The 23,302-nt window shown below is 42.2% G+C and carries 18 protein-coding genes; 5 read left to right on the top strand and 13 right to left on the bottom strand.

What is annotated here, in order from left to right:
• Positions 1-85 precede the first annotated feature (85 nt).
• The 4 genes from ACZ5A8_RS17930 to mdh all read right to left on the bottom strand — a co-directional run bounded on the left by ACZ5A8_RS17930 (position 86) and on the right by mdh (position 3,542).
• Positions 86-1,039, bottom strand: a complete 954-nt coding sequence (locus ACZ5A8_RS17930; protein WP_229389804.1) for a tyrosine--tRNA ligase — start codon at positions 1,037-1,039, stop codon at positions 86-88.
• Positions 1,040-1,077: 38 nt separating this feature from the next.
• On the bottom strand, positions 1,078-1,809 hold the full coding sequence (locus tag ACZ5A8_RS17925; protein WP_464530678.1) for a tRNA(His) guanylyltransferase Thg1 family protein: 732 nt from the start codon (positions 1,807-1,809) through the stop codon (positions 1,078-1,080).
• Between the two features lie 20 nt (positions 1,810-1,829).
• The gene (locus ACZ5A8_RS17920) at positions 1,830-2,087 is read right to left on the bottom strand and encodes a PRC-barrel domain-containing protein (RefSeq protein WP_229389808.1); all 258 of its coding nucleotides are present in this window, start codon (positions 2,085-2,087) and stop codon (positions 1,830-1,832) included.
• 531 nt (positions 2,088-2,618) lie between these two features.
• Complete coding sequence (gene mdh, locus ACZ5A8_RS17915; RefSeq protein WP_464530677.1) at positions 2,619-3,542, bottom strand: malate dehydrogenase; 924 nt, start codon at positions 3,540-3,542, stop codon at positions 2,619-2,621.
• Positions 3,543-4,100: 558 nt separating this feature from the next.
• Here mdh and ACZ5A8_RS17910 point away from each other — a divergent pair.
• The 3 genes from ACZ5A8_RS17910 to nrpRII all read left to right on the top strand — a co-directional run bounded on the left by ACZ5A8_RS17910 (position 4,101) and on the right by nrpRII (position 6,786).
• The gene (locus ACZ5A8_RS17910) at positions 4,101-4,850 is read left to right on the top strand and encodes a ribonuclease H-like domain-containing protein (RefSeq protein ID WP_464530675.1); all 750 of its coding nucleotides are present in this window, start codon (positions 4,101-4,103) and stop codon (positions 4,848-4,850) included.
• Between the two features lie 216 nt (positions 4,851-5,066).
• Entirely contained in the window at positions 5,067-5,807 is a 741-nt protein-coding gene (locus ACZ5A8_RS17905) for a glucose-6-phosphate isomerase family protein (protein ID WP_464530674.1), read from the top strand.
• A gap of 220 nt (positions 5,808-6,027) precedes the next feature.
• Positions 6,028-6,786 (top strand): global nitrogen regulator NrpRII, encoded by a 759-nt coding sequence (nrpRII, locus tag ACZ5A8_RS17900; RefSeq protein WP_229389816.1) that lies wholly within the window; start codon positions 6,028-6,030, stop codon positions 6,784-6,786.
• A 125-nt stretch (positions 6,787-6,911) separates the two neighbouring features.
• Here nrpRII and ACZ5A8_RS17895 read toward each other — a convergent pair whose 3' ends face one another.
• From ACZ5A8_RS17895 to ACZ5A8_RS17875, 5 genes are all read right to left on the bottom strand, one after another.
• On the bottom strand, positions 6,912-8,312 hold the full coding sequence (locus tag ACZ5A8_RS17895; protein WP_464530673.1) for a DHHA1 domain-containing protein: 1,401 nt from the start codon (positions 8,310-8,312) through the stop codon (positions 6,912-6,914).
• 32 nt (positions 8,313-8,344) lie between these two features.
• Positions 8,345-8,848: a hypothetical protein gene (locus ACZ5A8_RS17890; RefSeq protein WP_464530671.1), complete on the bottom strand. Its 504-nt coding sequence runs from the start codon at positions 8,846-8,848 to the stop codon at positions 8,345-8,347.
• Between the two features lie 603 nt (positions 8,849-9,451).
• A complete protein-coding gene (locus ACZ5A8_RS17885) occupies positions 9,452-9,847 on the bottom strand; it encodes a DUF1699 family protein (protein ID WP_229389822.1) in 396 nt (131 codons plus the stop codon).
• 1,560 nt (positions 9,848-11,407) lie between these two features.
• On the bottom strand, positions 11,408-13,051 hold the full coding sequence (locus tag ACZ5A8_RS17880; RefSeq protein ID WP_464530670.1) for a tRNA uridine(34) 5-carboxymethylaminomethyl modification radical SAM/GNAT enzyme Elp3: 1,644 nt from the start codon (positions 13,049-13,051) through the stop codon (positions 11,408-11,410).
• Positions 13,052-13,419: 368 nt separating this feature from the next.
• A complete protein-coding gene (locus ACZ5A8_RS17875) occupies positions 13,420-13,995 on the bottom strand; it encodes a hypothetical protein (RefSeq protein ID WP_464530668.1) in 576 nt (191 codons plus the stop codon).
• A gap of 1,027 nt (positions 13,996-15,022) precedes the next feature.
• Between ACZ5A8_RS17875 and ACZ5A8_RS17870 the strand changes: the two genes are divergently transcribed.
• On the top strand, positions 15,023-17,005 hold the full coding sequence (locus ACZ5A8_RS17870; RefSeq protein WP_464530667.1) for an S-layer protein domain-containing protein: 1,983 nt from the start codon (positions 15,023-15,025) through the stop codon (positions 17,003-17,005).
• A gap of 177 nt (positions 17,006-17,182) precedes the next feature.
• Positions 17,183-17,764: a hypothetical protein gene (locus ACZ5A8_RS17865; RefSeq protein WP_464530666.1), complete on the top strand. Its 582-nt coding sequence runs from the start codon at positions 17,183-17,185 to the stop codon at positions 17,762-17,764.
• Positions 17,765-18,329: 565 nt separating this feature from the next.
• Here the strand turns inward: ACZ5A8_RS17865 and ACZ5A8_RS17860 are convergent.
• From ACZ5A8_RS17860 to ACZ5A8_RS17845, 4 genes are all read right to left on the bottom strand, one after another.
• Entirely contained in the window at positions 18,330-19,088 is a 759-nt protein-coding gene (locus tag ACZ5A8_RS17860) for a formylmethanofuran dehydrogenase subunit C (RefSeq protein ID WP_464530664.1), read from the bottom strand.
• The gene (locus ACZ5A8_RS17855; RefSeq protein ID WP_464530662.1) at positions 19,089-20,807 is read right to left on the bottom strand and encodes a formylmethanofuran dehydrogenase subunit A; all 1,719 of its coding nucleotides are present in this window, start codon (positions 20,805-20,807) and stop codon (positions 19,089-19,091) included.
• Between the two features lies 1 nt (position 20,808).
• Complete coding sequence (locus ACZ5A8_RS17850; RefSeq protein ID WP_464530660.1) at positions 20,809-22,113, bottom strand: formylmethanofuran dehydrogenase subunit B; 1,305 nt, start codon at positions 22,111-22,113, stop codon at positions 20,809-20,811.
• A 77-nt stretch (positions 22,114-22,190) separates the two neighbouring features.
• Complete coding sequence (locus ACZ5A8_RS17845; RefSeq protein ID WP_464530659.1) at positions 22,191-22,574, bottom strand: molybdopterin dinucleotide binding domain-containing protein; 384 nt, start codon at positions 22,572-22,574, stop codon at positions 22,191-22,193.
• Positions 22,575-23,302 lie beyond the last annotated feature (728 nt).

Here is a 23,302-nt window from a genome sequence, read left to right as displayed (position 1 = left end):
TATTAATTTCTCCCATCCCCTTCAAGAATGTGCTTTTTCCCGGAATCTTCTAAATTTTTTTGGAAGGGTAACGCCCTTCCGGAATTCAGAGAAGAACTTTTCGGACAGGGTCCAGAATCTCATTTATATATTTTGCAGCTGCATTTTTAAGATCCATTGGATGGACTTTTTCTTCAATAAAAGCGCTTTCCATCTCAGAATAACTGTGGTATGCTAGGTTTCCACCGAATTTCTCAGGCCTTTCAATAGCAACGGTTTCGTATCTTGGGAAAATATGATAGCGGAAAAGAGCAAGGATCGGGTTTTCTTCTACATCTCCTATCTTGCAGAAAGCTTTCTTAAACTTCCTGTGAATCTCTTCCTCCGTATCATCTACCGAAATAAAATTATCCTTCGAAGAAGCCATCTTGGTTCCGTCAAGCCCAAGGAGAATAGGGGTGTGAATACAGACCGGAGTCTCAAATCCAAGGCTCTTTAAGTTTTCGCGGGCAAGCATGTGGATTTTCCTCTGGTCAATTCCTCCTACTGCTACATCTACTTCAAGCATGGCAATGTCAATGGCCTGCATAAGGGGATATACCATCTGGGAAACCGTAGGGTCATCCATTGCACGCCCTACTTCATCCATACTTCTCTTCGCCCTGTTAAGGGTGACTGTTCTTGAAAGCTTGAGCACGTTTAACATGTACTCGGCTCCCAGCTGGAAGTCTGAACCGTAAACGAAATCAGTCTGCTCTTCGTCAAGCCCGAGAGCAATAAAGCAGCGCCTGTTGTAGTCTGCAATCTTCCTGACCTCTTCCAGAGTGCCTTTCCTGTTCAGATAAGCGTGTACATCTGCAAGCAGGACAGTGATCTTGAAACCTGCTTTTTGCAAATCTATTAATTTATTTACGGTGAGGACATGCCCCATGTGGATTTTTCCGCTCGGCTCGTATCCTACATAAGCACGGGGAGCTTCTTTATTGTTAAGTAGCCCTACCAGTTCTTCTTCGGTTACAATTTCCTGAACATTTCTTCTTATAAGCTCAAGTCTGTCCATTGCATCTACATTCCTTTTCTTTTCTTACTCTGAAAAACTCAATTTCTATTAATAAGTTTCTCTAAAAACGGTATCCCTTTTTCTGATTTGAATTTCGGGATTTCCCAATTCTGAATTACTTTTCTTCTCAGAGATTTTTCCTCTTTGCCAGATACCGGGTTAAAGCCTGAGATTTCACGTACTTCTTTAGAAACAATAATTCCTCTCCTCTGCCAGGCAGGAAGTGCCGCGAGGTTTATTCCTCTTTCAAAAAGCATCTCGTGGATTTCCCATTCCTTTTTTCCTTTCAGACGCTTTGCAGCTTCATCCTTTTCCACACCTTCGTTCCTCAGGGCGTAATACCCCCAGGATGCCACAAAGTTGCGCCAGGCTTCCAGTTGCCTCCAGTGAAAATACTCAGGAATTTCCTCTCTCTGAAGAGCCACCAGTCTGGAATCAAAAGCTATGGGTAACTCAAGACACAGATTTATTGTAAGGGCGCTTCCAAGAAAGCTTGCCACAACAGAATCGATTTTTTCCACCCTGGCGTCAAAAGGAAGGTCTGTGAATAGAAAACTGATTTCATCTGAAAAAGTATAGGCAAAAAGAGGGCTTAAACCGCTTTTTTTAATGAATAGTTCAGCAGTATCCGCCATAGCTCTGGCGAAGGTTTCATCATATGGTTTTTCAAAGCCCAGGCCTGAAAGTGTATCTTTGAAATTCCTGCCGTCAGCGCGCAAGACCACTGGCGGGATACAGCGCATTTCAGCATAGATTTCCCGGTTTTTCATATGCTTTTTCGAAAGACCACTCAGTCTTCTTTCCTCTTTTTGTAGCTCTGGATAACGTCTCTGATTATAATAATGTCTGCTGCTGTTATAACCCACCGGTAGGGAATGATGATACCTCTGCTGCTAAGGTCAAAAAGTTCCCTGTTAATGTCAGAAACAGCAAGCCCTGTTACTTTCTGTTCCTCTACATCAATTACAAGGTCCTGCAACTTCCCTACATAAACACCATTGTTTGTGTATATGTTTAGGCCAAAGAGTGATGTGAGTTCTGCGCGCATTATATCCCTGCTCTATTAATTAATTTAAGTATCTATGCATCCTAAATTTATTTAAATATCTTCCTCTACCTTATATGAAAAACATACTTATATATCTTACAGTTTTACCGAGTTTTTTCTTCTATTAATTATATAGCTTCGGATTTACAGTTTTACTTGATCCGGATATTTACGATTAACGAATTATTTAATATCTTTTCTCAGGGAAAAAATTTCCAGTCCCTTTTATACAGCAATGCCGCGTGTTTAGGTTATCCTGAGACGAAGGCGTTTTTCTCTATTAAATTCTTTTCTGAACTATACATGGGAGATCAAAACTTTAGAGTTATTAACTACTTTATACAAATTGACCAAGAAGAAGTAAGACAGTTCTTTACTTTTTATTTTTATCATAGGTAGGTTAAAACTGGACAGAACAGGAAATTAGACAGGTTTCTGATATTTATTACAATCTAACGGAAATATTTCTGGTTTTCCGTCAACAGAAACCTGTTTCATGCTGAGGCCATTCTGTCTTCTTATGATTTATTTTTATATCTTCAGCTGTGAGATTCCCCTTCTTATTGTTTCCGAAGATTTTCTGAGTATCTCACATTGGCTTTCTTCAAGTTTAAGTTCCAGAATTTTTTCTATTCCTTTTGCTCCCAGTTTTACTGGCACTCCGAAATAAATTCCTTCCTGCCCATACTGCCCTTCAAGATATGCAGACGCCGGAAGTATGCGCTTCGAGTCCTTAAGCACGGCTTCTGCCATGCGCACAATAGCTGCGGAAGGGGCATAAAAAGCACTTCCCTGTTTAAGAAGTTCTATTATTTCGGCTCCCCCATTAACTGTCCTTTCTACAAGCCTGACAATTGTCTCATCCGGAATCAGTTCAGGAAGCGGAACTCCCGAGACTGTGGTATACTGCGGGAGGGGAACCATAAGGTCTCCGTGACCTCCTATGACCATTGCCTCGACGTCCTTTTTCGAGCAGTTCAGTTCCTCTGCTACAAAGCTTGCAAAACGACCTGCATCAAGGACCCCGCTCATTCCAAATACCTTTTTTGGCTCAAAGCCCGTTGCCTTCATAGCTACATATGTTATAATGTCAAGCGGGTTTGTGACGTTCATAACAATAGAGTCAGGAGCATACTTTGCGATATTACTTGCAACGTCTCCTATTATTTTCGAATTGGTTTTAATGAGGTCTTCCCTGCTCATTCCGGGTTTTCTGGCAATGCCTGCTGTAATGATCACAAGGTTAGAGCCTGCAATATCTGCATAATCGTTAGTACCTGTTACCTGAGTATCATAGCCATTAATTGCCCCTGCCTGCATGAGGTCGAGGGCTTTTCCCTGGGGTAGTCCTTCTACAATATCTGTCATGACAATTTCGTCAGGTTCCAGTTCGGCTAGCCGCTGAACTGTGGTCGCACCTACATTTCCTGCACCAATTACGGAAATTTTAGCCATTACTTGCACACCTGTATCAAAGATTTATTTGCAGGAGGCTTCTTAACCCCTGCCTTTAAAAACCAATCATGAATTTCTTATTTTTCTGATGGTAACTATATCTTGGTATTTATTTTTTTGGCTTTCTAGAAGTCCGAAACTCGCTTTTTACCCTAACTTTATTAAGTAGGACTCTATAATCCCTCTTTATATTTCGCCCCCGCAAGAAATAAAGAGTACTTCATATTATTACTGAGTAAGTATATTAACTTTGTTGATGCGAATCTTTGATAGTTATTACGTCAAGGTTGATCATTAGAAACATGTCCGAATTGATTAGCTCGGATAATTAGCTCATACAATTGGTTCCAAAATTAGCTCATACAATTGGTTCCAAAATTAACTCAAAAAATTGGCCCATATAATAGCCCAGAAACTGCTGTTTAGCGACCAATTTCTCTGTTCTGAGCCCTAATATAGGATTTATAGCTATTAAAATTCTAATTTTGTATTTTGTATCACTTTCAACCTTCATGCAGTATTTTTATTAAAGATCGCTTCCTATGGTCCAGGGGAACAATGCTGAAGAACACATATATTCATATTCCGGGCGTAGGAAAAGCGCTTGAGCAGAAAATCTGGGCTTCAGGTATACATACCTGGGACGAGTTTCTCGAAATGACAGACAATATCTCAATTCCTTCATCCAGGAAAACCAGAATATGTGACGAAATAAAGTTATCTTCCAGGCATCTGGCTGCAAGAGATTGCTCCTTTTTTTCGCAGCGTCTGCCTTCTGCAGAACACTGGAGAGCATATTCTCTGTTTTCTGACTCTGCCGCTTTCTTTGACATCGAAACCACAGGACTTTCCCCCACCAGGGACAGGATAACTATTGTTGGAATCTACAATGGGAGTGAGTCTAAAACGTATGTAAGGGGAATCAACCTTGATGACATGGTGGAGGAATTTTCAAAATACAGGCTCCTTGTATCCTTTAACGGAGCCCGCTTTGATATCCCTTTCATAAAATCCGAATTTCCCGAAATAGAATTCAAGCAGCTCCATATAGACCTGATGTATCCTCTCAGGCGTATAGGGTACGGAGGAGGCCTCAAAAAAATTGAGAAGCTGCTCGGGATCTGTAGAAGTGAGGAGACCGATGGTATGGATGGATTTGATGCGGTCCGGCTCTGGAGGCAGTATGAGAAGGGCGATAAGGAAGCTCTGAACCTGCTTGTTAAATATAATAGGGAAGATATAGTTAATCTGAAAACTATTATTGAACTTACTTACCCTAAAATGGTTGAAAAGGCTCTGAAAACATGAAACAATGCAGTTTTCTTATCAGGGCGTCGCCAAAAAGTAGAAATGTCAGAAACAGGTATATATTGTCAGCTAATAACTTATATACTCATATTACTGTTCTGGATTTTGGCCTTACTGATCCACTGCTAGCTTTTACGGCAAAATCTTGTATGTGATTGGACAGGTTCACTGTGGTATTGAACGTTATCTATATGCTCTGAAATAAAGGGGAATTCAATGGCAGTAACACTGAAGTTCGGGGATAAAGTCACTGTGGCGGATGTAAGAAAACTCCATGATATGGAAGATGTGGTGTTTGACAGAGAATGGTTTGAAAGGATAGATGAAAGAAATGCGGATATGTATTATATGTTCAGGGATCTTGCCAAAAGTGACGCTGATCTTGAGACTATTAAATCCCACCACCTCAGGTATGACATTACAAGGATCCCTCCCGGAATGCTTGGGTCGGAATACATTAAAACCGTAGGTCATTACCACCCGCAGGTTCCAGGAACAGATGTATCATATCCTGAAATTTACCAGGTGCTTGAAGGTTCTGCTACCTATCTGCTTCAAAAGGTAGAGCCTGGAGAGGAGGATATCGTTCTGGATGCGGCAGTCATCAAAGCAGAAAAAGGAGATCTGGTGCTTGTCCCTCCCGGGTACGGACATGTAACTATAAATGCCTCGGAAAAGATTCTTGAGATGGCAAACTGGGTTTGTCGGGACTTTTCTTCGGTCTATGAGCCTATAAAAAGGCTTTCTGGAGCTGCCTATTTCCTTCTTAAAGATGGCTTTGCCAAAAACCCCCTTTACAAGGATATCCCGTCAATCCGTTATACTGCACCTCTTAGCTTTGATGAATTCGGGCTTGACTCCGGAGAAAACATGTACGATCTCATATCTAATGCGGGTAGGTTAAGATTCTTAACGGCCCCGCAGGACTTTATGGGCTTCTTGACGGGAGTGCTCTGAAAAAGCATTCCTATCTTTTATGATCTACAGGATCTCGTACTCTAGTAACTCTCTTCCTGAAGACTCCCCTGAGAAGCCGCATCTTTACCTTTCCTTTTGTAGCCTTTGAAGATAGGGGCTTACAGGCAGAGAATTAATGCTAATCAGGAGGATTTTTTTTCTCCATACTGATACACAACTTATAATAGGTATAAATACTTTCAATTACTGGAGGGTTGAAATGCAAAAAAATGGATACCGTATTCAGTTTACATCATCCAGAATTAGAGATTTAATGTACAGGACTACATTTGATCCGAAGAAAATGGATGGAGACGTTATACTTAATCTCTCGCTTATCGATAAAAAAGACCTGGACGATGTGCTCGGGATCTTCAAAATGGTTATCTCAAGCGGGCTTTCCGTAACCCCATACGTAAAAGTTATTTCCGAAGGGGAATCACTGGGAAACCTGACCATTGAAAAAGGAAAGGTAGGAATCGGGACTGTCTGCAGTATAACCATTGATGGCGTACTGTTAAAAGCAGGAATTCCTGTAAACCCGAAACTTGGAGGCGTTGTCCAGATTCGAAACGGAATTCCTGTACGCTTCACGGATGTGCTGACATATGTAAGCACAACTGTAGATCCCCTGGAAGTCCTGATGTCTCAGGGAATTACTTCCGTATCTGAAATGCTCAGGACAGGTTCAGGCAAGGTTCTCGCAAATCTGAGGGAAGCTCCCATGGTTGCAAGAGATGCGATTGAAAGCAGCCTTTCCGATCTTCTGGATGCAGGCTTCAGTGGAATTCTGGAGGTAGGAGAGCCAAATACAAGAGTTCTGGATGTCCCTATTGAGAGAGACCATCTCGGAATAGTTGTCATTGGGGGAACAAACCCGATGGCTGTTGTGCAGGAGTATGGGATTCCCATAGATACAAGTGCAATGTCAAGGTTAATTTCTTTTAAGGAAATGAGCCGGATTGAGGATCTGGTCTGAAATCGGCTTATAATTCCTTTTTCGGTATAGCCCTGTTCCAGAAACTTTTTTCCTTCATTCACCGAACCTTGAATATGTTTTTTGCGGAACCTGGCTTTCCGGAATAGTTTCCTGAAGGCTCCCCATTACCTTGAATTTGCTTTCCGTCGAAGCTGTTCTCCTATGAAAAGGTCAAGTTTTCGGGCAAACTCTTCTTTTACATTTTCAGGAATAGTTGCCCCTGCAGCAATATCATGCCCACCGCCTGCACCTCCTACTTCTGCCGAAACAGTTGACATTGCTTCAGATAGGTTTACCCCTCTGCGGATCAGGTCCTGTGTCCCTCTTGCTGAAACCTTAATTCCACCCTCTGTTTTTGCAAAGGCAATAATCGGGAGATTCCTGTTTTCAACTATTGTGGAACTCATGCCTGCAATTATTCCTACAATGGTTTCCTTTATTTGTGAACCCGCATCAAAGTACTGGATATTTTCGAGCTGGGTAACCCCATTCTCTTTTACGTATATAAGCCCGTTAACAAGGTTTTGCCTGTGTTCAGCAAGCAATTTTCTGGCGTCTTCGTAGGCGTTTTCCCTGTCTCCCATGCAGACTGCAAGCCCTATATCAGCATGGTCGTACCTGGCAGTAGCATTAAGAAGAGTGGAAAACTCTGAGGCATCTCTCATTTCCGTGCCTTCTCTTTCATTCAGGAGGACATACACCTCACCTATCAGGCGCTCGATTCTGTAGGACGGTATCCCTGATTTAAGGCAGTACTGGAACAGCCCTGAGACTATTTTTTGTTTTTCCGAAACCTCAAGGTCTATCCAGCGCCTCCAGCGCTCGTCCTGGCTGTAGCGAATATTCAGAGAGTGAAGAAATTCTATACAGGCTTCTTCATTTCCTGTAAGTCCTGGGAGGTAAGGATCAGAAGAGTATTGCAGAAGTTTGTAAATCGGTCGGGTCTGCTTTCCGAATAGGGTCAGGTCTTTCTTAAACTCTAGATTTCCTCCTTTTACTCCTTCCTCCAGAATTTCCCTGTTAATCCCTACAAGTTGCCCCATTTTCAGATGCTGCATGTCCCCTACGGCCCCTACTATGGCAAGCGAGGAAAGGTCTCTGTTCTTTCCAAGGGCTGAAGCCAGAAGGTAAGTGGTTCCCGAGCCGCTCAGTTCGTAAGAACCGTTTGCCCCAAAAAGATGGGGGTTGAGATGAAGTTCCAGAGTACCCTGAGGCTGGTGGTGGTCTGAGATGACAGCATTGATCCCGCGGGACTTTATATGTTCGCACATCCCGCTTCCAAGATCCGTAAAAATTACAATTTCGTGGTTCTCGTCTGCGATAATGTTAAGGGCTTTTTCATCGAGCTGCTTTACAAAACGCGCAGTATATTCGAAATTTCCCCGTTCAAGAGCTGTGCAGATTATCCCTGCAGAAGTCAACCCGTCTGCATCAATATGAGATACAACATGTACTGACCTGTGTTTTTTAATTTCTTCGGCACACCTGCCTGCTTCTTTTCTAAATGCTTCCTTAATTTCAGTCATTACTTTCTCCGAGATTCTCTGCTAGCCTCAGTTTAACTGTCTTTTTCCCAGCGATTTTTTCTTACCCATTCTTGAGGGTTTATCGTATAATCTTTTCCATCCCTTCTTATTTCAGGAAAATTTCGGATTTCCTGTACTGTGAGTTTGAGCTTTTCTGTATGATAGCTCTTCTCCAGCTCTCCCCAGGGTACCATATATGCTTCCCTGCCATGGCCTGTCCCGAGGCGAAGTTCCACTGCAAGGAACCCCTTTCTTCCAGATCTGTTCAGATAGTCTGAAATTCTGTCTATCTGGTGGACACCTCTTTTATCCACAGTAAAATGCTGGGAGAAGTAAAGTGCGCTTGCCCCTTTATCCACGGAGATACTTTTACATTCTATTCCCAGGTACAGATCCGGGTCCAGGGAGTCTACAAGCACGTCAAGGAACTGAGAGGTAAACCTGTGCTGTTTAAGCCTGTAGGAGATGGCTCTTATGCCTTTTTCTTCAATGTATGCGTTAAATGAGTTCACAAGCACATGTTCGAATTCGGTCATAAAATCCGTTCTCCTGCTTTTCTCTATTTTATTCAAGTTTCTTAATTAAAATATAGGGGCCGTAGCCGGGTATTTATGTCATATTTACTTTCAGGTTACAAAGATTTATGCATCAGGTGATAAGAGTGATGCAAGCGTCAGCACTGGTAAGAGTAAGGTCTGATGGATTATACTACCTGATAAGAGCAAGGTAAGTAAACCCCAGTAATATTTTGATAACATCTCACTGGTGTACAGGTAAATAAGGCTCCTGCAGAAGGTTTGACAAAAGCAACATCTGACTGTTATTTGACAAATACAGTACTTATGTTATTTGACAAAAACAACACTTATGTTATTTGGCAAACACAATACCTAATTGTTACTTTTAAAAGAAACCTTTATCCAGCAAGTTAGTTTCTTTTTTAATCCTGTTGGGAACTGGGACTCTTGAATTACCCAGTTTCTAGAGATATCTTTCCTAATAAATATTTCTAAATCAAATATAATGCTATGAGGTTTATTTCAGAATGTGTCTCTAGAATTTAAAAGAAATTCAATCAGAAAATTCTACAGAAAAACAAATGCCGATCAGAATCCTGATCGGCTTATTTAGAACTTTATTCAATTTGATATGATAAAGGTTACAAAGTCCGGACTAAGCCTTGTTTCCCTTACAAGCCTTTCTATAGTATCTTCATCAGAAAGGCCTTCTTCTTTCAGTTCTTTTATACGGTCAAATACATGCTCGGAAACTTCTGAATATTCATTGATATCTTTTCTATGACCCCACACATCGCCCTCAAGCAAAGCAATATTTTGCATAGAAAGATACATTTGTGCCGAACTGGAAATTGTTCTCTTGTACGAGCTCGGGATGTGGATCGCTTTCACCTCTGGACACTTTAGAATAAGCTTGAAAATGTCCTTATTGGATGGTCTGAATGCAAGATGGACAATTTCCTCATTGAGTTTTAAAGTGTCGATTTCTTCTTTTGAGCTTACAACTCTAATTTTCATTTTTATCACCGTTCTTTCCAGGGTTTCTTAGAGTCTATTTTAGGGTTTAATTCAAGGTTTATTTTGGGCTTCTTGGAGTTTATTTTAGGGTATAATTCAAGGTTTATTTTGGGTTTCTTGGAGTTTATCAGGTTAATTCAGGTTTAATTAGGGATTTACTGTTTACTTAATATTTTTTAATTTACTCAGGTTTAATTTAGAGACTTATTCAGGGTTTAATCAAGAATCTGTTTTTATTTTTGGAATTCAGAGCCTGAATAAGCTTCTCTGATCTGATATATTATATTTTTTATTATGTTAAGGTCTCATAATATTTATTTTTTTATGAATGTTTTTTAATTTTTATTTTAAACAAAAATTTGTTAGGAACTAAATTTCTTAATAGCTGTATTTTGTATTTTTTCCTCTATCTGGTTTCAAAATTAACATCTTACAGCTTTATCTCTAAGTAACCAGAGCCCTTTTTCCGGATCTTAAAGAGTATCTTTTCCTAAACTAAAATTTAGTATTTTTGTCTTTTCACATAGGGTGTAAATGTTTTTTACAATTAGTGAAGACGGGTATACGATATCATACCATACTATTTAACATTTTTCTGCAAATATCCCTGCTAATATGCCAATTTAGATGCGCTTGACAGGGATTTCAGCTAAATAGGTATTTGTTATAGTCTATCTCCCCCCCATTTTTAGATCCAACGGACAGACTATCCTTCTTCTCTATTAAATTTTTTATTCAATATGTGCCCAAAATAATTTTTTCAAATTAATTCCTAAACTGAATTTTTTTCATTAACAGTTCTCACATTTCTGATATTTTTTACTGGACTAACACAGAAATTTTGACTTACGCTCTAATATGGTTATTCAGTTTACTCACTTTATTTACACAGTACTATTTATATTTTTACATTAATTATATTTGATAGATCTTATACCTTTAAAATATAAGTGGTTAGTTAAAGGAAAAATTATAATAACTAATTTTTAAATTTTCTCTTTATTGCCCTATTTTTTGAGGCTTTAGCCATCTTTTCCCCTACATTTTTTAGATCCATATCGAATCCTTTGAACTATTCTACAAAAATCCCCAAGTACTATTTTTATATTAATAAAATTTATTAATCTGTTTTTAGCAATTAAATTTTATATTTTTAGGTCATCTTCCTCTGGTCCTGGATCCTAAATCTGAAACAAATTATCAGTAACAAGTTTTCAGGCAATTATAATTTTTTCAGGAAGCTGGTTTTTAAGATAAACTAGAACGCAAAGAGAGCTGAAAAATAGTTTATGAGAAGCAGATTCTTAAACATATGCTGTGGAGGATATTGAAGGTGCTTGAAATTGTGTGTTTCTGGAAGTATAATGATACTGGAAAAGCAAATATAATGCCAGAAAGTCCCTTTTAGAGGTACTTCACGAAGGATTCTATTTGCTTTTCCATAGGGTCATATCAACCCGGGGTGAGTTATATCAATCCGGGGTAGGTTTCGGAGCCCGAAAAGTTGTGTTAAGTCGGCTGAAAAATCAGTTTAAAGTGTCACATGAAAGAGGGCTATTCTTAACCCTTCAAAGTTTTTGACATATAAACTCCTTCAAGAGTGTACCCGAGTTTTCGGTAGTATTCCCTGGCACCTATTCCGCTGATTATCGCAAGTTTTTCATAGCCGGATTCAAATGCAGTTTTTTCGGCGTATTCAATAAGTTCTTTTCCATATCCCCGGTGCTGCCATTCCTTTTGTTTTGCCCCCTTTCCTACAGGTACCATGGAACCGTAAACGTGCAGTTCTCTTATAAGGGCAGAGTCCTGCAGTTCCTGGCGGTGAGGGGCAGCCGGGAAGCGTAAACGCGTAAAACCAATAAGGACATCTGCCGAAAGGTCCTCAAAAGCAATGAAATGTTCAGTTCCGTTACAAGCTTCGTAAATTTCCATAGTAAGCTCGATGTCTTCCTCGTTTATTTTTCTCCCTTTCAGGCTGTTGTGCCCAACTTCCCTGCAGCGTATACAGCGACACTTGCCTCCTTTCTCCCGTAGCTTTTCCTCTGCAAGTTGCCTGAGATTACTCTTCCTGACACCTGCAAAGATCTGGTTTGCGGGGATGTCACGCTGGATGCGCTGGAGCCTTACCCATTTAGGCAGGACAGCTTTTATGTCTGCAACAAGCTCTGCAGCCTCTTCGTCTGAAAGTGCCTGATATTCTCCAGCTTCCCACATCCTGTGCAGAGCCGTGCCTTCAGTCACGAGGGTTGGATAAATTTTGAGGTAATCCGGCATGAAGCGCGGATCTTCAAAGAGTTTTTTAAACCCTTTCAGATCTAGCTCTGAATCTGCTCCGGGGAGATGGGGCATCATGTGAAAACCTACCTTAAATGCGCTGTCTCTTAATACCCGGTTAGCTCTTACAATTTCTGCAACTCCATGTCCCCTCTGCATTCTGGTCAAGACAAAGTCATAAACACTCTGGACTCCAAGCTCAACCTTTGTCCCTCCAAGCCTGAGGAATTCGTCCACATGTTCTTCTCTTGTCCAGTCAGGACGTGTCTCAAACGTTATTCCCACATTACGGATATCGGCTGTTTCGTTAGCTTTCTGAACTTCTTCAAGCGGGATGTAAGGTGGGTATTTTCCGATCCTCCAGGCATTTTCTCTCCATTCGGTACCTGTAAAATCGTTCATTGCCTCGAGGCAGCGTTTGCTAAACCATTCCTGATAGTCGAGGCTGCGTGCTGAAAATGTACCTCCCATAACTATCAGTTCTACCTTCTCCACATCATGGCCGATCTCCTTTAGTTGAGATAGTCTGGACTGAACCTGTTTGTAAGGATCGAACTCGTGTTGAATGGCTCTCATTGCTGCAGGTTCTCTTCCCATGTAGCTCTGAGGGGACTTAAAAGATGAGTTAGGACCTCCCGGGCAGGGCAGGCAAACTCCATGGGGGCATGGGGCAGGGGAAGTCATCACAGCAATTACTGCAACTCCGGAAATTGTTCTTACGGGTTTTCGCCTGAGGAATTCTTTTATTATTGTTTGTTCTTCAGGTGTACCCTGCATAATAATATCTCCATTCCTGGGCAGGCTGGAAAGATGGTACAGTTTACTTACATCTTTTTTTGCTTTGTTCAGCTGACCTTCATCTTTTATTTCACCGGCAAGTACCCTGTCAAGGATTATCCTGCAGGCTTTTTTATATTCCTCTTTCTTCATTTCAAATTCCGTCTTTCCGGGTAATTTATTCCCGGCTATTTTTTTTCGGCATCAGGTTTAGTTGGAAAATTGTCTTTGAGATTAATTATTAAGCTACAGAACTTTTAATTCATACACTTTAAGTTCTTTTTTTGATGCCTTCAATAAGCTAGCTTTGTTTCATAAACCTGCTAACTAAAAAAGATAATCCCGGTCTTTTGTATTGAAGACCGTTTGTTTTGTCTGTGTGTTCTATCAGGTTGCTGTATCAAAAGTATAAAAAGTATAGACTAAACTATAGTCAAATTAACCTGTACCGCAAATGCGCTATACGATACAGGTTTTTCCGTTATCCGGCGAGTTTATGTAACTTTCTTTTCCTATTTTGATCAGCAGATGTTGAACCCGACAATAAAAGTTCCCTGGCCTATCGACGGTTTGAGGCCCATTACAGACCTGAGGTACTCGTCTGAAGGAGTGGAAGGTGATGCAAGCACGGTATCAGCCACATTACTTGCACATTCGACTTCCTTACAACTCTGGGGAGGGAGAACAACAGTAATCGGCTCTTTTTTTGCATCCTTTGGCTTTGGTACTGAACTTCTGTAAATCACGAAATTTCCCATTACCATCATATCTTTGCACTTTTTACACTCTTCGAGTTTTTCGGGGTCATAAACATCCTCGCCTACTTTTTCCCCAAACTGCATGAGAATTACATTTGGTCCTTCAGGCCAGACGTAGTCCATGTTGGTTGTAAAGGCTATAATTACCTGGCGTTTGAGAACTTCTTTGATCCCCCGGTTATCTCCTACTCCCATGCCCATCAAAACTGCGCCTTCGGCTTTTTTCTCGAGTTCAAATATTTTCTCCTTATCTTCTTCATTCAAAACGTACGTGTCTTCCACGCCTTTGGTGGCTTTTATCCTGCAGATGACGTCCTGGATAATATCTTGACATTCCAAAACTGATACCCCGTGTTGTTTTTAATTCTATGTTGCATTGTTCAGATATAAAATATGATCTCATTTGTTTATCTATATGAATATCAGGCGCCTTATTTTCGGTGCATCCTTTCCTCAGGATACTTTCTACTCTTTTCTCTTATATATTTTTCTTATTTTATATTTCTCTTATTATATCGTCAATTTCTAATATCCTGTATGTTATACTGTAATCCTTACGAAATAGACAATCTTAGACTTTCATTATTATAAAATTAATGAAAGTCCGTGCAAAAAATACTTGAATTATTTCAAAAGTTTATCTCTAATTTTACTCACAATTATTATATTTGCCAGCCTTTACCAGACCAACTTCTTAGTTGATACTTTTACTGCGGTCTGGTACTCTCGGTAATAGAATACATGTAAAAGAAAGCCATTATAAAGTATTCAAGCACGGTTTCTTTTTTGAATACGCCTGTAAGCGTATGATAAACCTGTATGCAGGTTGTCAGAATAATCAAACTCTACATGGCTATGAGGTTAAAAAAAGGCTGAAATGTGCAAAACGCTGAGTATTTTTCTGATTAAATGAAGTTTTCGGAAACTGGTAAGTATTGAATAATTGATCTTTTTACATAATGGCTTTTTAAAATTAGTATTGTTTCAAATTATTTAGCTACATATCTCAAACACATTACCTTTTTTCCATAGTGTTTTATAAGTATTTCGACTTTATCTTCTATGTTAACCTCTGACGAATATTCTGCCCTGGTTCTTTCGACATTTACCGTCATTTGTATCGTTGTTTTGCGCTTTTCCTTTCTAATTCTGCTGAAATAGACCACAAAAGATTTAATAATGCAATTATTTTATAGAACACTTGTAATCCAATTTAGAGGGATAAGGAGGGAATGAAATCCTCTTCGGCAATCGACGAAATGGACAAGTCTGATTTGGTGAAGAATGGTGAAACCCTTTAAGTGTTTGATCCCGACACTTCTTCTTACATACGATATATCTTAACAAACATGGAGGAAACAATAAAATGAAGAGATTTGCAGCAGTATCACTGGCTGCTCTCATGCTTCTTACTGTATTTGCATCCGCCGCAAGTGCAGCAGACGTAATTGAGATCCGCGGTCCAGTATACAATGGCTCTGATATTGACGACATTATCGCAAGATATGGCGTCGATGGCACCATTACAATTGATGCTACTAAATTTGCAGCATTTTACTATGACATTGACGATGACGTGACAACCGAAACAATTTCCATTAAAGATGTTGCAGGCACTAGCGGCAACGTCATCGGGGAAGGCGGTCTCGTTTATACAACAACTATCCAGCAGGTTGCTTATGAATATGAAAAGCCATCTATCGGCTGGAGCAACTACAGCCTGATCGGTTTCTTCGCAGAGAAGTACATCCCGATCAACCCTGACAAAGCTGACAAGCTTGCAAAGCTCGTCCTTGACAGCGATGACAAGTACACCATCAGAACCGGCGAAATCCTCGACCTCGGCGAAGGTTATGCTATCGAAGCCAAGCAGGTCGATGTTGACGGTGAGAAAGTCTGGCTCGAATTCACCAAGGACGGAGAATTCGTAGACGATGAAATCATCTCAGTCGTTAGCAACTCAAACAACACCTGGGAAGTCGAACTTGATGATGTCCAGGACGAAGACGATGTCGTTGTCCTCAGAGTACACGTCAACCAGGTCTTCCAGGGCGCAGTCGACAGCATTGCCCAGATCGAAGGTCTCTGGCTCATTGACTACGCAAACGCAATGACCATCGAGTCTGACGATGAATTCGGTGAGCTCGACAACGTCAGAATCCAGGGCGCTACCCTTAATATCACCAACGAAGACACCTTCACTCTGACCAGAGATGACGAAGAAGAAGTCGCTGAGGGCATTTTCTTTAAGACCGCTGATGATACCAGTGCGCTCAGGTTCTACGCAATGAAGCAGATCACAGAGCCCGGCACCTATGAAATCAGAGGTGAAGTTGCAACAGGTAACTTCGAATGGAATGCAACTAACTTCGCAGGCTTCTTCTATGACGTCAACGACGATGTCGCTACAGAAAAACTCACTGTCTCCAATCTTAACGGAAACGTGATTCCTGAAGGCGGACTTGCTTACGAAACAACCATCGAAATGGTTGATTACGAGTACTCCAGGCCTTCCGTTGGCTGGGACCAGTACCCTGTTATGGGCTTCTTTGCAGAAGAATTCACCCCAATCAACCCTGACAAAGCTGACAAGCTTGCAAAGCTCGTCCTTGACAGCGATGACAAGTACACCATCAGAACCGGCGAACAGCTCGATCTCGGCGAAGGTTATGCTATCGAAGCCAAGCAGGTCGATGTTGACGGTGAGAAAGTCTGGCTCGAATTCACCAAGGACGGAGAATTCGTAGACGATGAAATCATCTCAGTCGTTAGCAACTCAAACAACACCTGGGAAGTCGAACTTGATGATGTCCAGGACGAAGACGATGTCGTTGTCCTCAGAGTACACGTCAACCAGGTCTTCCAGGGCGCAGTCGACAGCATTGCCCAGATCGAAGGCCTCTGGCTCATTGACTACGCAAACGCAATGACCATCGAGTCTGACGATGAATTCGGCGATCTCGACAACGTAAGGATCAGCGGTAAGACCCTCAGGATTACCAATGAAGACACCTTCACTCTGACCAGAGACTCCGAAGAGGAAATCGGCGAGGGCATGTACTTCAAGATTGCTGACTCCAGCGCTCTCAGGTACTACCCATACGTTGAGAAGACCATCGGAGACGAAGGCCCCGATGATACTCCAACCGAGGAAGTAACTACACCTGAAAACAATGATACCGAGGAAGTAACCCCAACCGAGGGACCAACCGAGGAAGGAGTAACCCCAACCGAGGGACCAACTACTGAAGAGACTGAGCCAACCGAAGAACCAACTCCTGGATTTGGATTCGTCTTTGGCCTTGTAGGACTTCTTGCAGTTGTCTACCTCGTCAGGAGGAACAACTAAATTTTCTGAGTGAAGGGTTTTCCTTACCCTTCTCTCTTTCAAATTCTTTTTTGATTTCTTCTTGCAGATAGCTTTTTATTTGCAGATTTCTTAGTTCTGACGATTCTTTTAATTCTGAAATCCTGATTCTATAAACCACCTGGTTTTTCAGGGTATTACAGATCAAGGTGAAGTTTTATGAAAAAAAGTATAGCACTAATATCTGTGTTTGCGGTTTTGATGATCGCGTTTTCAGGCTGTGTGGATAACAACCCCCCTGCAGTTAACGGTACAGATTCGGACAATCCGGAACCAAACGCAATTTCTGATGAAGATACGGCTGGAATAAGCACACTTGAAACCCTTCCTGCAGGCTTTGAATATATTGACACCATTCAGCTCTCCCCAGATGAGGTTAAAAGTACTTACAAAGCTGAAAATGTCTCAGGAGTTCTTAATGTCTCCGAAGGGATCTACAAAGACTCTAACGAAACTAACTACTACATAGACGTGATCGAACTTGAAGACGAGGAAGTTGCGAATAATTTCATCAGTGCATACAAGGCTTCCTTCAAGCCCTTAAGCAGTGGCTCTCGTTTTACCGATGAGTCCTTTAACGGGCACTCCGCTGTGAAAATTCTTAACTACATAACGGTCGGAGGAAAATCTGTTTCCAGATACACCTACATCTGGAACAATGAAAACTATGTGATAGTGGTCTTTGGAAACACTGCTGAAGAAGCTCCCATCAGACAGCTAGCAGAAGCAACAAGATACTGATCTGCTTTCAAAAGCTAAAGCCTTCAACTTTTTTCCTTTCTTTCTTTTTTTATTCCCTTTTCCTTACCCAATCCTGTAATTAGCCCTTCCTGAGCGGAATTGTATCAGAATCTCTGAATTAGTTCTCCTTAACGCAGCTCCCTGCTATCTCTATAAATTAGTCCTCATAAGAGAAGTTTCACTGCTATCTCTATAAATTAGTCCTCTTGAGCGAAGAGGAGCGAAGCGAAAAGGATCTCGTGATGTTGCATTTGCAGTTCAACTCCCTGGAAATCTCTGATTTCCTGTGATCCCTACGCAAAACTCGGGCGAGGCACAATTCGCGAGCAAAAAGGCAGGAATAGGAAATTAAAAATCAAAAATAATCAAAAATAATCAAAAACAATCAAAAAGAATAGTAAAGCGGGTAAGAACGAAACTCTGTACCTGTTTACTTAGATCTTCTTATCCGCCAGACTTTTGTTTATTTATCCGGACCTTTCTGAGTCTATCCGAAAGATCCGTTTACATCAGTTTTCGCTTACTTTAATTTTCTTTTCGTTAATTTTCGTTCACTTTAAGTCGTTTACTTTATCAGCAAAACGCCTTTTCCGCCGACATTAACGTCACCTGTGAACTTGCGGTATGTAACGCCTTCGACTTCTTCTGTCCCTTCTTCTTTGTATGAGGGGAGCAGGTCGAATACCTCACCTTTGATGATGACTGTGCCGTTCTTCATCTCACTTGCAGGCATGGTTGCGCTGCCTTCAATGACTATCTTTCCGCCATTGTTTGAGATCGCAGGAAGGAGCCCTGCATCGCCTTTCACGAGGATCTCCCCTCCACACATGTGCTCTCCGAGGTAGTCCTTAGTATTGCCGTTGACAGTAATCTTTCCTCCACGCATGCCGCAGGACTCTCCGCGGTAACCTGAACCCACGTAATAGGAAGCATTTCCGTTGAGAATAATTTCCCCGCCTGCCATCTCACAGCCGAGCCAGCTGTCAGCATCTCCATTGATTACAACCTTTCCGCCCTTCATACCAAAGCCGCAGTGCATGTCCACGTTGCCGTTGATTTCGATTTCTCCTGCACTCATGTTCTGCCCTATGCGCTTCACTCTGGAGACGTCTCCTTCGAAAACGATTTTTGTGTTTTCTACGGAGCCGTTGCCTTCAACTTCTACATTGAAGAGGTCCCCGAGGGGATACTGCCCGTTTCCGTACCAGACAGGAATCGCCCCTATCTCTTCTGCGGTCTTGCCTGCAAAATTGTCAGGGTTTGCATTATCGGCTTCGATGGGGATTTTATTTGCTTTTTTGAGGGAAAGTTTTACAACCTGCATTTAGAACACCCCTTCCGTACCGATTTCAACAGGCTTCTGGAGGTACATATCCTCAACCATGTAATTGGCTTTGCTCACAGTGTAGTATTTCCTGAATTTGCGGTCTATATCTTTCTGCATCGCAGCATCGATGTTTTCCGGAACTTTCGCGTTTACCCAGTAAGTTTTTCCTTTCGGGGTTTCTTCGATTTCTCCATCCTTTACAACGATTTCTCCGTTCTTGAAAGTATATGCCGCACCTGAGAAAGCTTTCTTGACCTTCGTATACTCTGTCGAGGGGTCAACATGGCCCGGGAGAATGTCGTAGATTGCAATGTCAGCATCAGAGCCCACCTTAAGGTTTCCTTTCTCTGGCATACTGTACATCTTTGACTGAGTGCTCCTTGTCATGACAGCGAGCTCGTAAAAGTCCAGTTCCCTGTCGATTCCAGGCAATACCATCCTGTCAAGAGCCATCTTGGAAAAGCCTGAGATTACCTCTGCTCTCCTTTTTTCACTCATCAGATAGGTAAAGGCTTCAGGATAGTTCACGAAAGAACCGCCATTAGGGCTGTCGGTCGTGAACATGACTTTCCAGGGGTCCTTTACAAGCAGGGCGAGCTCAAGCCCGATTGCCCACTGGACTGCGTTTACGAAACTTTTTGGTGAATAAAACAGGGGCACGACACCGGAAGCATCTTCCAGTTCGATATCCTGATTGCTCCATTTTTCATGCAGCATTCTCGCGTTTGCGTACTCAACAGGTCCGTCTGCAGTCATGGTCATAGCAGGTCCAAAGATAACCTGCCCAAGGTCGAAAGTCATATGGTCCGCACCGTTCACGTAGTCTGCGACCATTGGGGCTCCTGTCTCAAAGTCCCTCCACGAAGTTCCCGCATAGGCATTAAACTGTACATGAGTGACGTGGAGAGACTGCCTGTCCCGGCTTGGCTTAACTTTCTCAAAGAGCTTCATGGTCTCTATGGTAGTTGCATAGTTCCCTGGCTTTCCGAGGTTATTGCAGTGCACATGCACGGAGTGGGGAAGCTGCAGGCGTTCGTTAGCTTCTGCAAGCCCCATCAGAATCTCTGCAGGGGTTACGTCGAAGTTAGGGACAGGGTCGTAGAGTCCGCTTACGTTCTTTCCCCAGCCCCATGCTTCTCCGCCCCCTGGGTTTACAATCTTTACTCCGTAGCCTCTTGAGGCTTTCAGGCCCCAGGCAATATAAGCTGCAAGTTTTTCAGGCTCCTTGTCCCGGATATACTCCATAACCTGCCAGTTGCTTCCGAAGAGAGAAAGTCCCATTTTGTCGAGGATAGGGATTTCATTAAATTCCTCATGGGTGTGCCTTGCAGCAAGAAGGGGGATTGCAGCTTCACAGATAGTTGTATACCCTAGTTTTGCGTATCTGTACCCGATTGCGTAAGTGTTGGGGGTGTTGTATCCTACCTGTGCTCTCGTCTTCTCAGTGCGCGCAACCTGACCTGAAAGCCCGGGTACAAGGTTTTTCTTTGCATCGTTGGGGTTCATGAAGCGGCCCACATTAATTTTGCCTGCACTGTGGGTATGCCCGTCAAACCCCCCTGCCATAGTAAGTTTGCCTTCTGCATCGATAACTTTCGCGTTTCCAGAGACGCTGTCTACTATCTTGCCGTCTCTGATGCAGATGTCCATAGTCTCGCAGTTAATGCCCTGTGCCGGATCACAGACGCTGGCATTTTTAATCAGGATTTCCGACATCTTATGCACCTCTCTTCAGTTCCCTGACTTTTTCAGTCAGGTCTTTTACGATTTCTTCGTCGGTCTTGAATTTTGAATCAATCAGTTTCTTCATGCGGAGGGAGATTGCATCCATACGGTAAGCCGTACCCTCTGCTTCTATGCCCACAACAGCCGCAGGGATTACCACATCTGCAATTTCGGTTGTTGGGTTGGCATACGGGTCGATCTGGATTACGGGGATTCTCGCAAGGTGCCTGACAGCTTTTTGCGGGAAGTGTGCCCCTGCATCAGCTGCAGCTATAATCGCAGCATCCGGCTCTTCACGCACAAGCAGGTCGTTTGCTCCGGTTTCTCCCGGGTTGTAATAAGGATATCCTCTTGCAAAGTCGATCGCCATCGGGAATCCGGTCTCCCAGGTTGCTACCTGCCCGAAACCGGTAACATTATAGTGCCCACGCATTCCGATCATTACTGCTTTTGTGTGCTGGTTGAGGTCTGAAATGAGAGAAGACATGGCGTCTCCGTTCTTATACTTTGAACGGGACTGGGTTACTCCCATACCGAAGAAAATGCAGACAAACTTTGCGTTCTTCAGGGTTTCTGCAAGCTCAACAACTTCAGCCTTAGGAACTCCTGCGACTCTTTCCGGAATAACGTCTTCGTGTCCGTTTACAATTGAACGAAGGGCAGTAACGAGGAGCAGATCTGATCCCTGTTCAATTTCTACGTACCTGTCAGCCAATTTTGCAGTGTCGGTTTTTCTGACATCAACAACTATCATTGTTCTGCCTTTCCGTCCCTTCTCTGTAAAGAGGCCTTTTGAAAAGCTAGAGTAGCGGACCATATGCCTGGGATGAGCATGTACAGGATTGCAGCCCCAGAAAATGATAACATCTGCCCTGTTCTTTATCTCTCCAAGAGTGGCTGAAGGAGATCCTTTCTCCTGGGCAGCAAGGGCTGACGGTCCATGGCACACGTTTGCCGTAGAATCTATAATTGAACCTGTTTCTTCGGCAAGCTGAATTGCTCCACTGACTGCTTCACAGGAAGTAGAACACCAGCCGTAGGAAAGCGTCCTCTTGGAATTTACCAGGATTTTTGCGGCAGCTTCGATTGCCTCCTCGTAAGGGACAGGGACAAGTTCCCCATCTTTTCTGATCATAGGGGTTTCTATCCTGTCATGCTCGAACATGCCGACAAACTTGCTGTGCCCGAGAATGCAAGCATTTTCTATTTTTGTAATCTTATTATTTTCAACAGTGACCGTGATATCGTCGCAGAGGGACCCGCATAGGGAACATACTGCGTCTTTAATTACTGGCATATTTTTTCCTCCGAATTTTTTAAGTTTCTCCGTACCTAATGAAAAATATGAGTTTTTCGCATTAGAGGAACCCGGAGTCAGTCTTCCATATACTTCTTCATCAGGGCTTTCATTTCCAGGGGCTTTTCATCAGTGACCTCAATTTCCGCGGGGACGCCTTTGAAGCCCGGCATTCCACAGCCGTGTGTGTCAGGGCTTAGCACTGCGTTTGCCCAGGGGCCCATAGGGATAAAGGCAAGTCCTTCAGGGTTTCCTTCATTTGCCTTTGCAAATACCACCACTTCCCCAAACTCGGTGGTGACCTTCAGGTTATCTCCCTCGGAGGCGCCCAGCCTCTGAAGGTCTGCGGAGTTCAGTTCGCAGTAAGTACAGGCATCAAAATAACCTTTATGTGTTTTTGCTTCCAGATGTGCGCCCTGGTCGGCGGTCCTTCCGGATATGAGATTTGCTTTTATTTTCATGGAAATTCCTCATCTGGGTTTAATCCAGGTATCTCAGTAAGCTGAATAACAAATCAATTTTTTAAGTATCAATCCCAAGTCCTCTGTTTTCAATGGCATTTTTGACCTGATGATTCCAGTGTCTTCTAAGAACTGATGATTAATCTGAGGCCAGGGCTTTCTCGGGATATTTTAGTCTTTAGATTAATGGGGGAATTGAATACTTCAGCTTGGGAATTAATTGCTCTTGATAACGATTTAGTAAATTGCACTTTTATAGCTAACCTGTTAAAGTATAATTTATTGAAGGTGTAACCGAAATCAATTCCTATGCTGGCGTTTTAAGTCTTGAAGATATGTGCCGGTATGAAAAATGTAACCTTCCGGACAGTTCCTTTGACTGAGGATCTATTTCGATCATTCATTATAATTATATGGTTTATATATATTTATCCAGATTTACATCTATTGACAGCCTACACGTTTGGATATAACCAGTTAAGTCTCTGCCGGACTAACTTTCCTGCTTTCCCTGTTTTTAAAAATCGACCTGAAAGCTTATCTTATATCACTTCTTAATTATATATTTATTTGTTATATAGGCTATATCCCAATAATTTCCTTTTATTATATATTACCCTATTATGTTACCTCTAACATAACGTGTTTACTGATGCCCTTCATGTGTCCTGAAAGTTCAAAGGATTATTTTTCCTATCTTACAGAGTTCTCTTTTCCATTATTGAGTC

The sequence above is a fragment of the Methanosarcina subterranea genome, assembly GCF_055385895.1.
Note: the sequence above shows the minus strand (reverse complement) of the source record. Positions and strands in the feature narration are given on the sequence as shown.

Bases quoted from the DNA above. Each gene is read 5' to 3' on its own strand.
- nrpRII (WP_229389816.1), top strand. From the start codon at position 6,028: ATGCAAAAAAATGGATACCGTATTCAGTTTACATCATCCAGAATTAGA.
- ACZ5A8_RS17905 (WP_464530674.1), top strand. From the start codon at position 5,067: ATGGCAGTAACACTGAAGTTCGGGGATAAAGTCACTGTGGCGGATGTA.
- ACZ5A8_RS17845 (WP_464530659.1), bottom strand. From the start codon at position 22,574: ATGAAAATAAAAGCAAATCTCATATCCGGAAGGACCGCCGACCAGGGC.
- ACZ5A8_RS17870 (WP_464530667.1), top strand. From the start codon at position 15,023: ATGAAGAGATTTGCAGCAGTATCACTGGCTGCTCTCATGCTTCTTACT.
- ACZ5A8_RS17850 (WP_464530660.1), bottom strand. From the start codon at position 22,113: ATGCCAGTAATTAAAGACGCAGTATGTTCCCTATGCGGGTCCCTCTGC.
- ACZ5A8_RS17930 (WP_229389804.1), bottom strand. From the start codon at position 1,039: ATGGACAGACTTGAGCTTATAAGAAGAAATGTTCAGGAAATTGTAACC.
- ACZ5A8_RS17865 (WP_464530666.1), top strand. From the start codon at position 17,183: ATGAAAAAAAGTATAGCACTAATATCTGTGTTTGCGGTTTTGATGATC.
- ACZ5A8_RS17910 (WP_464530675.1), top strand. From the start codon at position 4,101: ATGCTGAAGAACACATATATTCATATTCCGGGCGTAGGAAAAGCGCTT.
- ACZ5A8_RS17925 (WP_464530678.1), bottom strand. From the start codon at position 1,809: ATGAAAAACCGGGAAATCTATGCTGAAATGCGCTGTATCCCGCCAGTG.
- ACZ5A8_RS17880 (WP_464530670.1), bottom strand. From the start codon at position 13,051: ATGAAGAAAGAGGAATATAAAAAAGCCTGCAGGATAATCCTTGACAGG.
- ACZ5A8_RS17890 (WP_464530671.1), bottom strand. From the start codon at position 8,848: ATGACCGAATTCGAACATGTGCTTGTGAACTCATTTAACGCATACATT.
- ACZ5A8_RS17920 (WP_229389808.1), bottom strand. From the start codon at position 2,087: ATGCGCGCAGAACTCACATCACTCTTTGGCCTAAACATATACACAAAC.
- ACZ5A8_RS17860 (WP_464530664.1), bottom strand. From the start codon at position 19,088: ATGCAGGTTGTAAAACTTTCCCTCAAAAAAGCAAATAAAATCCCCATC.
- ACZ5A8_RS17885 (WP_229389822.1), bottom strand. From the start codon at position 9,847: ATGAAAATTAGAGTTGTAAGCTCAAAAGAAGAAATCGACACTTTAAAA.
- ACZ5A8_RS17855 (WP_464530662.1), bottom strand. From the start codon at position 20,807: ATGTCGGAAATCCTGATTAAAAATGCCAGCGTCTGTGATCCGGCACAG.
- ACZ5A8_RS17895 (WP_464530673.1), bottom strand. From the start codon at position 8,312: ATGACTGAAATTAAGGAAGCATTTAGAAAAGAAGCAGGCAGGTGTGCC.
- mdh (WP_464530677.1), bottom strand. From the start codon at position 3,542: ATGGCTAAAATTTCCGTAATTGGTGCAGGAAATGTAGGTGCGACCACA.